A 12,245-nucleotide genomic window follows, 5' to 3' on the forward strand; every position below is an offset into this window, starting at 1 on the left:
CCCGGGTAACAGCCAGCAGGGGAAGCTGACTGTACGGGAGGTCCTGATCGTGACTGAACTACTCAGTGCGAGGGGGCCGGCGCCCGGCCCTCGTGTGGATTGACACACCAGGTTCGGACCGGTCCAGCGAACGCGTTTGCGCGGGTGCCGCGCAGACAACGAGGAGCCTCACGTGACCGAAATCAGCTCCGTCCGCACCTACGTCCTCGACACCTCGGTTCTGCTCTCGGACCCGTGGGCCGTCAGCCGGTTCGCCGAACACGCCGTGGTCCTGCCGCTGGTCGTGATCAGTGAACTCGAGGACAAGCGCCACCATCACGAGCTTGGATGGTTTGCCCGTGAAGCGCTGCGGATGCTCGACGATCTCCGTCTCGAGTACGGTCGGCTCGACCGTCCGGTGCCCATCGGCACCGAGGAGGGCACACTGCAGGTCGAACTCAACCACACCGACCCGTCGGTGCTTCCGGTCGGATTCCGTACGGACAGCAACGATTCCAGGATTCTCGCGTGTGCCCTGAACCTCGCGGCCGAGGGTAGGGATGTGGTGCTGGTCAGTAAGGACATTCCGCTGCGGGTCAAGGCCGGTGCTGTGGGCCTGCCGGCCGACGAGTTCCGCGCGCACGATGTGGTGCCCTCCGGGTGGACCGGGATGGCCGAACTCGACGTCCCTTCCGGCATCATCGACCAGCTCTTCTCCGAGGGCGCGGTCGACATCGACGAGGCACGTGAGTTGCCTTGCCACACGGGTATTCGTCTACTCGGCGGCACGTCGAGTGCGTTGGGCCGAGTTACCCCGGACAAGCGCGTGCGGCTGGTGCGAGGGGAGCGGGAGGCATTCGGTCTGCACGGCCGGTCGGCTGAGCAGCGTGTCGCGCTGGATCTGCTGCTCGACGAGAGCGTCGGGATCGTTTCGCTCGGCGGAAAGGCCGGCACCGGCAAGTCGGCGCTGGCGCTGACGGCGGGACTCGAGGCGGTTCTCGAGCGGCGTAGTCACCGTAAAGTCGTTGTGTTCCGCCCGCTGTACGCGGTCGGCGGACAGGATCTCGGTTACCTGCCCGGTAGCGAGAGCGAGAAGATGGGGCCGTGGGCACAGGCCGTCTTCGATACCCTCGACGGCCTCGCCAGCCCGGAGGTGATGGAGGAGGTGATCAGCCGCGGAATGCTGGAAGTGTTGCCGCTCACGCACATTCGCGGGCGGTCGTTGCACGACTCGTTCGTGATCGTCGACGAGGCGCAGTCCCTCGAACGCAATGTCCTGCTCACCGTGCTCTCCCGGCTCGGCAGCGGTTCCCGCGTCGTGCTCACCCATGATGTCGCCCAGCGCGACAATCTGCGCGTCGGGCGCCACGACGGCGTTGCCGCCGTGATCGAGAAGCTCAAGGGGCATCCGCTCTTCGCCCACATCACCCTCACACGCAGCGAGCGTTCGCCGATTGCCGCGCTCGTCACCGAGATGCTGGAGGAGTTCGGGCCCAGCGCCTGACCCCGCCGACAGCTGAAATGGCACGGTGGCTCTATGGACCACGCGGGCAAGGTCGGCCGTCGGGCTCTCGGATGGGAGCCCGGCGGCCGACCACCGACCGGTGGGACCTCAGCCTCCGGGCAGCTGCTGATAACACCCGGAGTGCTCGCCGGGTCGGGCGGGCGGATCGGGTTGGCTGTCTTCGCAGACCGGCAGCTGTTGCGCCGGCGCTTCCGCAAGCTGTGGGCACAGATGCGTGATCGCCGACTCGAAGACCCGCTCCTGGGCGGCCGACGCCATCGGATCGCCCTCGGATACCGAGAGCGCCCGGGCCTCGGACACACCCAGCGTTGCGATCCCCGCGCACGCCCGGCGACCCTGTCCGGCTCGATAGGCCTCCTCCACCATTGCCCGCAGTTCGTCGCCGGATACGGACCCTCCCGGTTGTAGGTTGTCTCGCCGGTAGACGAGTTCGGCGGACTGCGTGGCTTCGTCGAGCGTCAGGTTCGACGTCGACACATCCACGCACGGGGCGGGGCGTCGGTCTCGGTCTCGGTCTGGGTAGGAATCGTGTCCATCGGGGTCACGCCATTGCCGCACGCCGCAGCGAGCAGTGCCCCGGCAGCGAGCAGTGGAAGCGTCCACGACGTTCTGACCATCGATGAAGTCTGCCACCGGGAGTCAAAACTAGAGAACAGTTCACTGGGAAACCTTGGGCTTTGAGGGACAAAGTGACTGTTCAAACGGTATTTCCCTGCCAAATCGTTGACCAATAGTGAAACGTGTTCTAAATTTGGTCACCGACGGAGAACGTGAACGAGGGGCGGATATGGCGGCGCAGGCGGATCGGGACGAGCAGTTCGACGTGATCGTGGTAGGCGCTGGCGGCGCCGGGATGGCTGCGGCGATCACTGCCGCCGCGCAGGGGCTCGAGACGGTCATCGTCGAGAAGTCCGAGTACTGGGGCGGGTCGACGTCCCGGTCCGGCGGCGGGGTCTGGATTCCCGGCAACTCGGTGCTGAAGCGGGACGCGCCCGCTGACGACCTCGAGTCTGCGCGCACCTACCTGCACTCCATCGTCGGTCCTGGAGTGGATCCTGCCCGGATCGATACCTATATCGACCGCGGTCCGGAGGCGTTGCAGTTCCTCATCGACAATTCGCCGCTGCAACTGGAGTGGGTGAAGAACTACTCCGACTACTACCCGGAGGCGCCGGGTGGGCTGTCGACAGGGCGGTCCTGCGAGCCGAAGCCCTTCGATGCCCGCAAGCTCGGCGGAGACCTCGACACGCGCCATCCGCCGTACGGGAAGACGCCGCTGAACGTCGTTGTGAAGCAATCGGATTACCGCTGGCTCAGCACCGGTCTGCGGCACTGGCGGGGGCCGGTCCGCATGCTCCGCGTCGGAATGCGCACGTTCGTCGCGAAAGCGCGGCGCCAGAAGCTGATCGGCTTCGGCGGCGCCCTCATGGCCGAACTGCTGCTCGGCGTCCGCCAGGCGGGTGTCCCACTGCGGCTGAACACCGGCCTCGTCGACCTGGTGGTCGAGGACGGAAAGGTCACCGGTGTGGTGGTCGAATCCGGTGGCGAGAAGTCCACTTTGCGTGCCGAATACGGTGTCGTCCTGGCATGCGGCGGGTTCGATGCCAACGACGAGATGCGCAAGAAGTACCAGCGGGCTCCGATCGGTGCGGACTGGACCATCGGCGCCCCGTCGAACACCGGTGACGGCATCAACGCTGGCTTGAAGGTGGGTGCCGCAGTCGATTTCATGGACGACGCGTGGTGGGCGCCGTCGATCCCGCTGCCGCGAGGGCCGTGGTTCGCGCTCGCCGAGCGGTCGCTGCCGCGCAGCATCATGGTCAACGACCGCGGCGAGCGGTTCATGAACGAATCGCTGCCGTATGTCGAAGCGACACATCGGATGTACGGCGGGGAGTTCGGGCAGGGTGAGGGCCCGGGCGAGAACCTTCCGTGCTGGCTGATCTTCGATCAGACCTACCGCGACCGCTACCTGTTCGCGGGTGTGACGGCGCGTAGCCCGCTTCCGCGCAAGTGGCTCGAGAGCGGCGCGATCGTCAAGGCGTCCACCATCGAGGCGCTCGCCGAGAAGATAGGCGTCCCCGCCGACAAGCTGAGCGCCACCGTCGGAACATTCAACGGGTACGCGCGCACCGGTGTCGATGCGGACTTCCATCGGGGGGAAAGCAAGTACGACCACTACTACGGTGACATCACCAACAAGCCCAATCCCAGCCTCGGCGAGCTCACCAAGGCGCCGTTCTACGCCGCGCAGATGGTGCCCGGTGACCTGGGCACGAAGGGTGGCATCGTCACAGATGTCGCGGGCCGGGCGCTCCGCGCGGACGGCTCGGTGATCGAGGGTCTGTACGCGGCGGGTAACACCAGTGCGCCGGTGATGGGACATACGTACGCCGGCCCGGGCGCCACTATCGGACCGGCGCTGGTCTTCGGCTACCTCGCGGCGCTGGACATTGCGGGCAAGGCGAAGGCGGTCAGTCCGCGCTGAGTGGGCCCAGTTCGGTCTCGAGTACCTCCTGCACGACACGCATCGCGGCCAGCCCGGCCGGTGCGCCGCAGTAGGCGCTCGCATGGATGACGGTCTCGACGATCTCCGTGCGGGTCAGGCCGTTTCGCAATGCTCCGCGCACGTGTCCGCGCAGTTCATTCTCGGCACGCAGGGCGATCAGCATGCCGAGATTGATCAGGCTGCGGCTGCGGCGGTCCAGTCCGGGGCGGGTCCACACCGAGCCCCACACGTGCTCGGTGATGAACTCCTGGATGTCCTCCGAGTCGGTGCCGCGGGTGCGTTCGAAGGCCCGCTCTACGAAGTCGGCGCCCATCACCTCGGTGCGGACGTCGAGTCCGGCTACAAACGCGGGGGAGGTGTTCTCGTGCTGCTCGGTCATCGCCGTCGGCTTCCTGTGGGGCTTCTCGCGGTACGTATCGCCGGTACCGCAGGGAAAGTCAGCCTACTAGCGTCCGGAGCGCCGCAGGAGAGCGCCGGCGGTCGCTGTGACGGTGCCCACGGCGACGTTGCCCCAGCTGAAGCGGTCCCGCCAGACCGCTATCCGGCCATCTCGAAGCTCGAACGTCCCGCACACCCAGAAAGTCGACCGGAACGGCCCGACGGTGAGTGTGTCGGTACGTTCGGTGAGCACGGAGTCGCCGTCGCTGGCGATATGGTGCATCACCGCCTCGAACCGGCAGGCCGGCCGACTCGCGAACCGCAGCGCGCGTGTCACCACCGGCAGCCCGCGCAGCGTCGGCAACGTCGTGTTGTGCCAAGCGATGTCGGAGGTCAGGTACTCGGCGGCTCGTGGCACGTCCAGGTCGGTCAGCGCGGCGAAGAAGTCCTCCACCACCTGCACGGCGGCGTCGCGGCGGTCGGCATCTGCTGGTGTGTTCACGGCGCACTCCTGATTGGTATTTCCGAATCTGTCGGCGTCGACCTATTCGGCGGGCTTCACCTTCGTCATTGCGAGCACATCGAGGCGCCGGTCGAGTTCGGCCTCGCTGAGATCGGCGCCGATCAGCCCCCGGTCGATCACCGTCTGCCGGATCGTCTTCTTCTCCTTCAATGCCTGCTTCGCGACCGCGGCGGCCTCCTCGTAGCCGATCGCCGAATTGAGCGGGGTCACGATCGACGGAGACGACTCCGCGAGTGTGCGCAGGTGCTCCTCATTCGCCTCCAGCCCGGCGACACAGCGGTCGGCGAACAACCGGGAGACGTTGGCCAGCAAGCGAAATGACTCGAGTAGGTTGCGAGCAATCACCGGGATGTAGACGTTGAGTTCGAACGCGCCGGCGGCCCCGCCCCATGCAACGGCGGCGTCGTTGCCGATCACCTGTGCCGCGACCTGCGTGACAGCCTCGGGCAGAACAGGATTGACCTTGCCGGGCATTATCGAGCTGCCCGGTTGCAGGTCAGGCAGCCGGATCTCGCCGAGCCCGGTAAGCGGACCCGAGCCCATCCACCGAATATCGTTGGCGATCTTGGTCAGTGACACGGCAACGGTTCGGAGTGCGCCCGACGCCTCCACCAGACCGTCACGGGCCGCCTGCGCCTCGAAGCTGTTGCGGGCCGGGGTCAGTGCGTCGAGTCCGGTGGCGCGGACGAGTTCCGCGACGACCCGCGGGCCGAAGCCGTCGGGTGCGTTGAGTCCGGTGCCGACCGCGGTGCCGCCGATCGGGAGTTCACCGAGTCGGGGGAGCGTCGCGAGGACCCGCTCGATACCTGCCTCGATCTGATGTGCGTAGCCCCCGAACTCCTGACCGAGGGTAACCGGGACCGCGTCCATCAGGTGCGTGCGGCCGGACTTGACCACCGTCCTCCACTCGGTGGCCCTGTCGAGTAGCGCGAGCCGCAGGTGATCGAGAGCGGGCACCAGATCCTTCACGGCGGCCTCGGTCGCGGCCACGTGGGTGGCGGTGGGAAATGTGTCGTTCGACGACTGAGACATATTGACGTCGTCGTTGGGGTGCACGGTCACGCCCGCCTTCGCGGCGAGGCTCGCGATCACCTCATTGGCGTTCATGTTCGAGCTCGTACCCGATCCGGTCTGGAACACGTCGATCGGGAACTGGTCGTCATGCCGGCCCTCGGCGATCTGCCCGGCGGCGGCGATGATCGCATCGGCCTTCTCCGGGGCCAGCAGGCCGAGGTCCTTGTTGACCTGTGCACACGCGGCCTTGAGCAGGCCCATTGCGCGGATCTGCGTGCGTTCGAGGCCGCGGCCGGAGATCGGAAAGTTCTCCACGGCCCGTTGCGTCTGCGCGCGCCACAGCGCGTCGACCGGGACGCGGACCTCGCCCATCGTGTCGTGCTCGATACGGAACTTGTCTGCGTTCTGCTCGGTCATGGCTCAAAGATAGGCGCCTTCGGCGCCCGTGCGTGGTTAACGAGTGCAGGGACTCCCTAACCACGCACGGGCAGCGCAGCTGCCTAGCTAGAACGTCGGCGGAATGGCGCCGTCGACGCCGTGGAAGTCGATCGCCGAGTACTCGCTGAGCTTCTCGAGACGGTGGTACGCGTCGATCATGCGGACCGTGCCGGACTTCGAGCGCATGACGATCGACTGGGTCGATGCGCCGCCGCCGTAGTAGCGGACGCCGCGCAGCAGGTCGCCATCGGTGACACCGGTCGCGCAGAAGAAGACGTTCTCGCCGGAGACCAGGTCCTCGGTGAGCAGCACGCGGTCCAGGTCGTGACCCGCGTCGATCGCCTGCTGGCGCTCGTCGTCGTCCATCGGGGCCAGCCGCCCCTGCAGCGCGCCGCCCATGCAGCGCATGGCGGCCGCGGCGATGATGCCCTCCGGGGTACCGCCGATGCCCACGAGCATGTCGGTGCCGGACTCGGGGCGGGCCGCAGCGATTGCGCCGGCGACGTCACCGTCGGAGATCAGGCGGATGCGGGCACCGGTGTCGCGGACCTGCTGGATCAGCTCGGCATGGCGGGGACGGTCCAGGATGCACACCGTGACGTCGGACGCCGATGCCTTCTTCACCTTGGCGACGCGCTTGACGTTCTCGGAGATCGGAGCGCTGATGTCGATCACGTCCGCGGCCTCGGGGCCGACCGCGATCTTCTCCATGTAGAACACCGCGGACGGGTCGAACATCGCGCCGCGCTCGGCGACCGCGAGCACCGCGATCGCGTTCGGCATGCCCTTCGACATCAAGGTTGTGCCGTCGACCGGATCGACCGCGAAGTCGCACTCCGGGCCGTCGCCGTTGCCGACCTCTTCGCCGTTGTAGAGCATCGGTGCTTCGTCCTTCTCACCCTCGCCGATCACGACGACGCCGCGCATCGAGACGGAGCTGACGAGTTCACGCATCGCATCGACGGCAGCGCCGTCGCCACCCTCCTTGTCGCCGCGTCCGACCCAACGACCGGCGGCCATGGCGCCGGCCTCGGTGACGCGCACCAATTCGAGTGCGAGGTTACGATCGGGGGCCTCGCGGCGACTCGATGGGGTGCTGGCCGTCATGGGCAGTGCCTCCTGCTGCAGTCACGGTCGGCGCGATGGGGTGGCCGACGCAAAGGGGTGGTCGACCGGGGTGCGGTCGAGCCGTCGATTCGGTAGCGAATCTCGAGGTGATTCTCTCAGAACTACACTATGTGTGGGCTGCTGGGCCGCTCTGACGGCTGAACAGGAATACTGGACACCGTGGCCGACAAGAAACCCCGCATCCTGCAGAACAACCGCGACATGCTGTGGTCACTGATCCCGCTCGTCGTGATGTGTCTGCTGATCGCGGGTATTGCGAGCAGGTGCTCGTTCAGCCCGGGTGGCCCTACTCCCGGGCCGATCCCCAGCTTCGACGCCGATGCGGCGTTCAAGTACGACTCGCGGGAGCTCGGCTTCCCGATCCGTAAGCCGGAGATCCCCGAGGGCTGGACCTCCAACTCCGGTAGCCGCAGTGTTGTCTCCGGTGACGGCGACTCGAGCAATATCGGCTTCATCACCGAGGCCGGTCGCTACATCCAGCTGACGCAGAGCAATGCCTCGGTGGAGGCGTTGGTGCCGTTCGTCGCCGGCGAACCCCGAATCCAGACCGGCACCGAGCAGATCGGGGACCATACGTGGGATGTGTTCGCGGAGGGTGACGCCGAGGTGATCTGGGTCAGCGACTTCGGTGACGCACGCGTCCTCATCACCGGACCGGCGCCTGCCGAGGACTTCGCGCAGCTCGCGACCGCAATCGGCAGCGTAGCGCCGATGCAGCCCTAACCGTCAGTCGGTCTCGGCGGCGTCGTCGTCGGCGTGGGCGAGAGCATTCTCGACCCGCTGACGCGCGCCCGCGAGGTGTTCCTCGCATCGCTTCGCGAGGGCCTCGCCGCGTTCCCACAGGGCCAGCGATTCGTCCAGGTCGAGGCCGCCCAGCTCGAGGGTCTTCACGACGACGACCAGTTCGTCCCGCGCCGCCTCGTATCCGAGCTCGGCGACATCAGTATTGCTCATGACTCTTTTCCCATCACGGCCGCGCGCACTGCGCCGTCGGCCAATCGGACTCGGATTTGCGTGCCGGGCGGCGCGTCGTCCACCGACCGAAGGACCTCGGGTTCGGCGTCGCCGAGCACTCGCTGAACCACCGCGTAGCCGCGGGCCAGCGTTGCCGCCGGCCCCAGCGTCGTCAGTCGGGCTCGCAGGTGCTCGACGGTGGTCGACTCGGTCGCGATCGCACGGGTGACGTCCCGCCGAGCGGCATCGCGCAGGCGCTCCACTTCCTCGGCACGACGTTCCAACCCCTGTGCCGGGTCGGCGAGAACGGGGCGGCTGCGCAGTTGCGCCACCAGATGCGACTCGCGCTGCACCCAGTTTCGCAAAGCTGCGGCGCTCCGCTCCCGCAGTTCGGACACCAGTGCCTGCTCGGCGACGGCGTCGGGCACGACGCGCTTGGCCGCGTCGGTGGGCGTTGCGGCCCGCAGGTCGGCGACGTGGTCGCTGAGCGGGCTGTCCGGCTCGTGGCCGATCGCGCTCACCACAGGGGTGGTGCATGCGCCGATCGCGCGGCACAGTGCCTCGTCGGAGAACGGCAGCAGGTCCTCGACGCTGCCGCCGCCGCGGGCCAGGATGATCACGTCGACCTGCGGATCGTTGTCCAGCTCCTCGAGCGCGTCGATGATCTGGGGCACCGCGGTGGGACCTTGCACGGCGGTGTTGCGGACCTCGAACCGCACCGCAGGCCAGCGGCGCTGCGCGACGCTGAGGACATCCCGCTCGGCGGCACTGGCGCGGCCGGTCACTAGACCGATCGTGCCGGGCAGGAACGGCAGCGGACGCTTGAGCCGCGGATCGAACAACCCTTCCGCCGCGAGCAGCGCGCGCAGGCGCTCGATGCGTGCGAGCAGTTCGCCGATGCCGACCGCGCGGATCTCCGTCACCCGCAGTGAGACGGTGCCACGGCCGGTGTAGAACGACAGCTTGCCGAACATCACGACGCGGCTGCCTTCGGTGAGCGGCACCGGGGCGTCGCGCAGTAGCTGCGGCGAACAGGTCACCGACAAGGACATGTCGGCGGACGGGTCGCGCAGGACGAGGAAGGCCGTCCGGGTACCTGGCCGGGCGTTGATCTGGGTGATCTGGCCCTCGACCCACACACTGCCGAGGCGGTCGATCCACTGGGCGACCTTGGTGGCGATGGTCCGTACCGGCCAGGGTTGCTCGGCCGAGCTCGGAGACGGGCCGGTGGAAGCTGGTCGCGCGGAGGTCACTTGGCTTTGGCGGTGGTGATGCGGTTGGCGAGCATCGTCTGGAACGGCGGGCGGGCCGCAGTGCGCTCCTCATACTCGAGCAACGCGGTCAGGTCCTCGAGCGACAACGACCGGAGCCGTGAGCGCAGCTGCGCCAGCGTAAGTGACGCGTAGTCGAGGTATTCGACGATTTCCGGAACAGAGGTGTCCACGTCCGTGGGGACGGACGGCGGCGTCGGGGCGGACGACGGGGGTGTCACGGCGTCCTCGCCCTCCTCCGGCGTCATCGAATACAGCGCGAACCGTCCCGGGCTGGCCGGTCGATCGGAGTCCTCGACGTCCACCTCACCGTCGGCGTCGAACTCCACCCGGTCCTCGTCGAAGACCGCCCACTCCGGCTCCTCCTCGGTGCGGTTGAAGAGGCAGAACGCCTGATCGCCCTTGATCGCGAGCGCGGTCATCGACTGCTGCACACGCATTGTGGTCTGCAGCACCTGGCTGACCGCGGTCATCGGCAGCGTCACGGCGGTCGTCGGCAGCTTCAATGCCTCTTCATAGGCCGCGATGGCCACTCCGGCGGCGACGCGTGCCATGAACGGGGGACGAATCATTCTCACAGCCTGCCTGAACATTGCCGCATTTGGTAGCTGACGGGCCCGAACATCTCGGTCGGCGCCGGCGCGAGTGCCCACTCTTCTGTTCCGGCGGGGAAGGCACCGTAGGCTGGAGCCATGTCTTCGGCAGTTCCACTCAATTTGGGTATCGCTCGTTCCGCGGATGCGGTTCCCGCTGGTGACGGCAAGCGCGTTCTCCTGGCAGAGCCTCGCGGCTACTGCGCGGGCGTCGACCGGGCCGTCGAGACGGTAGAAAAGGCTCTGGAGAAGCACGGCGCTCCGATTTACGTGCGCAAGGAGATTGTCCACAACAGGCACGTCGTCGAGACGCTGACCGATCGTGGCGTCATCTTCGTCGACGAGACCGACGAGGTTCCCGAGGGCTCGCTGCTGGTGTTCTCCGCGCACGGCGTGTCGCCCGCTGTCCACACCTCGGCGGCCGAGCGGAATCTGCGCACGATCGATGCGACCTGCCCGCTGGTGACGAAGGTGCATCAGGAAGCCAAGCGTTTCGCCCGCGACGACTACGACATCCTGCTGATCGGCCACGCCGGCCATGAGGAAGTCGAGGGCACTGCCGGTGAGGCCCCCGAGCACGTGCAAATCGTGGACGGACCGGATTCCGTCGACGCGGTCACGGTGCGCGACGAGAACAAGGTGATCTGGTTGTCGCAGACCACCCTGAGCGTCGACGAGACGATGGCAACGGTCGCCCGGTTGCGGGACAAGTTCCCGAAGCTGCAGGATCCGCCGAGCGACGACATCTGCTACGCAACGCAGAACCGTCAGGTCGCGGTGAAGGCGATGGCCCCGGAATGCGATTTGGTGATCGTGGTGGGCTCGCGCAACTCGTCGAACTCGGTCCGTCTCGTCGAGGTCGCCCTGGGCGCCGGAGCGCGGGCCTCGTACCTGGTCGACTATGCGCGCGAGGTGGACCTCGCCTGGCTTGATGGCGTCCGCACCGTGGGCATCACGTCCGGCGCCTCGGTTCCCGAGATCCTGGTACGCGGTGTCATCGACCTGCTCGCCGAGCACGGATTCGACGATGTCCAGTCGGTGACCACCGCCAACGAGACGCTCGTGTTCGCGTTGCCGCGGGAACTACGGGCCGCTCGCACCTAGACGACAGCAAGCGGTAGTTTTCCGGTCGGTCCCGTCAGGACGGCGGATCGCGGCGGTCGCGATAGCGGACCTGCGGGATCGGATGGGCGGGAATCTCGGCCGACTGCCGGGCGCGCATGGAACCGCTGTATGACGGGGCGTGTGCAGGTGCCGGATCGTGGGGCGCCCCTTGCGTCACCCGAGGATCTCGTGCCTGGGCGCGGTGCGCGCGCCGGTCTCCGGAACCACGCACGCCGTTGTCGGCTGCACTCACGCGCTCGGTGGGAGCACCTTCCGCCGAGCGGGCGGGCTCGCGGCGATGCGGGTCATCCGCCGAGCGGGCGGGACGGGAGGTCGGGCGAGCGGAACGGGCCGCGGGGCGCCGAGTCCGCGCCCGGGCGGGCGCACTACTGCGCTGCTGGACGAGGAATATCCGCGCGCCGCCGATGAGCGCCACCACGACGGTGGCCGCCAGCATCAGCGGGAAGCGGTTCACGAGCGGGAACGCGACGTTGAGCGCCAGGTCTTTGATCCCGGTTCCGGCGCCGTCGGTGAGGAGTTGCTGGCAGATCGGTACCGCAACGAAGAGCAGTAGCGGTGGCTGGACAATCGCGGTGAACAGTCCGCGCTGGCGAACGGCGAGCACGGCCAGAACACACCCGAGGAAGTACAGGGTGGAGAACGTCGATGTCAGCTCGTCGCCCGATACGGCGTCGAATGCGAAGCCGAGGAAACTCAACCCAGCGGCGACGGCGACGGCACCCCAGGCAGGGATGCCGGGGACGGTGGGGAGGGCCGATCGGTGGTCGAGCGGCACCCCGGAGCGAGCACGTTGGGTTGCGGACACACT

General features: G+C 67.5%; 14 protein-coding genes. 4 read left to right on the top strand and 10 right to left on the bottom strand.

What is annotated here, in order from left to right:
• The first annotated feature begins 172 nt into the window (after nt 1-172).
• Nucleotides 173-1,483, top strand: coding sequence for a PhoH family protein (locus ERC79_RS18285; RefSeq protein ID WP_131579828.1), 1,311 nt, complete (start codon nt 173-175; stop codon nt 1,481-1,483).
• 108 nt (nt 1,484-1,591) lie between these two features.
• On the opposite strand, the gene ERC79_RS18290 is transcribed toward ERC79_RS18285, so the two are convergent.
• Both ERC79_RS18290 and ERC79_RS23195 read right to left on the bottom strand, forming a co-directional pair.
• Nucleotides 1,592-1,981 (bottom strand): hypothetical protein, encoded by a 390-nt coding sequence (locus ERC79_RS18290; RefSeq protein ID WP_131579829.1) that lies wholly within the window; start codon nt 1,979-1,981, stop codon nt 1,592-1,594.
• Nucleotides 1,963-2,121, bottom strand: a complete 159-nt coding sequence (locus tag ERC79_RS23195; protein ID WP_165497166.1) for a hypothetical protein — start codon at nt 2,119-2,121, stop codon at nt 1,963-1,965. Before ERC79_RS23195 ends, ERC79_RS18290 begins: the two co-directional genes overlap by 19 nt.
• A gap of 170 nt (nt 2,122-2,291) precedes the next feature.
• Here ERC79_RS23195 and kstD point away from each other — a divergent pair, with 170 nt between their 5' ends.
• Nucleotides 2,292-3,992 carry a 3-oxosteroid 1-dehydrogenase gene (gene kstD, locus ERC79_RS18295; RefSeq protein ID WP_131579830.1) on the top strand — a complete coding sequence of 567 codons (1,701 nt, stop codon included), beginning with the start codon at nt 2,292-2,294 and terminating at the stop codon, nt 3,990-3,992.
• On the opposite strand, the gene ERC79_RS18300 is transcribed toward kstD, so the two are convergent.
• The 4 genes from ERC79_RS18300 to glpX form a co-directional block, all read right to left on the bottom strand.
• On the bottom strand, nt 3,979-4,392 hold the full coding sequence (locus ERC79_RS18300; RefSeq protein WP_131579831.1) for a carboxymuconolactone decarboxylase family protein: 414 nt from the start codon (nt 4,390-4,392) through the stop codon (nt 3,979-3,981). The two genes, kstD and ERC79_RS18300, sit on opposite strands and share 14 nt — an antisense overlap.
• 66 nt (nt 4,393-4,458) lie before the next feature.
• Nucleotides 4,459-4,854 carry a limonene-1,2-epoxide hydrolase family protein gene (locus ERC79_RS18305; protein ID WP_242676906.1) on the bottom strand — a complete coding sequence of 132 codons (396 nt, stop codon included), beginning with the start codon at nt 4,852-4,854 and terminating at the stop codon, nt 4,459-4,461.
• Between the two features lie 81 nt (nt 4,855-4,935).
• Nucleotides 4,936-6,345, bottom strand: coding sequence for a class II fumarate hydratase (locus ERC79_RS18310; protein WP_131579833.1), 1,410 nt, complete (start codon nt 6,343-6,345; stop codon nt 4,936-4,938).
• Between the two features lie 87 nt (nt 6,346-6,432).
• On the bottom strand, nt 6,433-7,473 hold the full coding sequence (gene glpX, locus ERC79_RS18315; protein ID WP_131579834.1) for a class II fructose-bisphosphatase: 1,041 nt from the start codon (nt 7,471-7,473) through the stop codon (nt 6,433-6,435).
• A gap of 180 nt (nt 7,474-7,653) precedes the next feature.
• Between glpX and ERC79_RS18320 the strand changes: the two genes are divergently transcribed.
• On the top strand, nt 7,654-8,217 hold the full coding sequence (locus ERC79_RS18320; RefSeq protein WP_131579835.1) for a DUF4245 domain-containing protein: 564 nt from the start codon (nt 7,654-7,656) through the stop codon (nt 8,215-8,217).
• A gap of 3 nt (nt 8,218-8,220) precedes the next feature.
• Here ERC79_RS18320 and ERC79_RS18325 read toward each other — a convergent pair whose 3' ends face one another.
• The 3 genes from ERC79_RS18325 to ERC79_RS18335 are packed head-to-tail and all read right to left on the bottom strand — an operon-like array spanning nt 8,221 to nt 10,291.
• Nucleotides 8,221-8,448 carry an exodeoxyribonuclease VII small subunit gene (locus tag ERC79_RS18325; RefSeq protein WP_131579836.1) on the bottom strand — a complete coding sequence of 76 codons (228 nt, stop codon included), beginning with the start codon at nt 8,446-8,448 and terminating at the stop codon, nt 8,221-8,223.
• Entirely contained in the window at nt 8,445-9,701 is a 1,257-nt protein-coding gene (gene xseA / locus ERC79_RS18330) for an exodeoxyribonuclease VII large subunit (RefSeq protein ID WP_131579837.1), read from the bottom strand. The genes ERC79_RS18325 and xseA overlap by 4 nt, the downstream gene beginning before the upstream one ends.
• Complete coding sequence (locus tag ERC79_RS18335; RefSeq protein ID WP_131579838.1) at nt 9,698-10,291, bottom strand: lipid droplet-associated protein; 594 nt, start codon at nt 10,289-10,291, stop codon at nt 9,698-9,700. The genes xseA and ERC79_RS18335 overlap by 4 nt, the downstream gene beginning before the upstream one ends.
• Before the next feature lie 120 nt (nt 10,292-10,411).
• Here ERC79_RS18335 and ERC79_RS18340 point away from each other — a divergent pair, with 120 nt between their 5' ends.
• Nucleotides 10,412-11,416 (top strand): 4-hydroxy-3-methylbut-2-enyl diphosphate reductase, encoded by a 1,005-nt coding sequence (locus ERC79_RS18340; RefSeq protein ID WP_131579839.1) that lies wholly within the window; start codon nt 10,412-10,414, stop codon nt 11,414-11,416.
• Nucleotides 11,417-11,450: 34 nt separating this feature from the next.
• Here the strand turns inward: ERC79_RS18340 and ERC79_RS18345 are convergent, their stop codons facing one another.
• Complete coding sequence (locus tag ERC79_RS18345; protein ID WP_207390363.1) at nt 11,451-12,242, bottom strand: DUF6542 domain-containing protein; 792 nt, start codon at nt 12,240-12,242, stop codon at nt 11,451-11,453.
• Nucleotides 12,243-12,245: the final 3 nt, after the last annotated feature.

This window comes from Rhodococcus sp. ABRD24, assembly GCF_004328705.1.
Lineage (GTDB): Bacteria > Actinomycetota > Actinomycetes > Mycobacteriales > Mycobacteriaceae > Prescottella.

Coding starts and splice junctions, on each gene's coding strand:
- ERC79_RS23195 (WP_165497166.1), bottom strand. CDS start 2,121: ATGGTCAGAACGTCGTGGACGCTTCCACTGCTCGCTGCCGGGGCACTG.
- ERC79_RS18325 (WP_131579836.1), bottom strand. CDS start 8,448: ATGAGCAATACTGATGTCGCCGAGCTCGGATACGAGGCGGCGCGGGAC.
- ERC79_RS18310 (WP_131579833.1), bottom strand. CDS start 6,345: ATGACCGAGCAGAACGCAGACAAGTTCCGTATCGAGCACGACACGATG.
- glpX (WP_131579834.1), bottom strand. CDS start 7,473: ATGACGGCCAGCACCCCATCGAGTCGCCGCGAGGCCCCCGATCGTAAC.
- ERC79_RS18300 (WP_131579831.1), bottom strand. CDS start 4,392: ATGACCGAGCAGCACGAGAACACCTCCCCCGCGTTTGTAGCCGGACTC.
- ERC79_RS18340 (WP_131579839.1), top strand. CDS start 10,412: ATGTCTTCGGCAGTTCCACTCAATTTGGGTATCGCTCGTTCCGCGGAT.
- kstD (WP_131579830.1), top strand. CDS start 2,292: ATGGCGGCGCAGGCGGATCGGGACGAGCAGTTCGACGTGATCGTGGTA.
- ERC79_RS18335 (WP_131579838.1), bottom strand. CDS start 10,291: ATGATTCGTCCCCCGTTCATGGCACGCGTCGCCGCCGGAGTGGCCATC.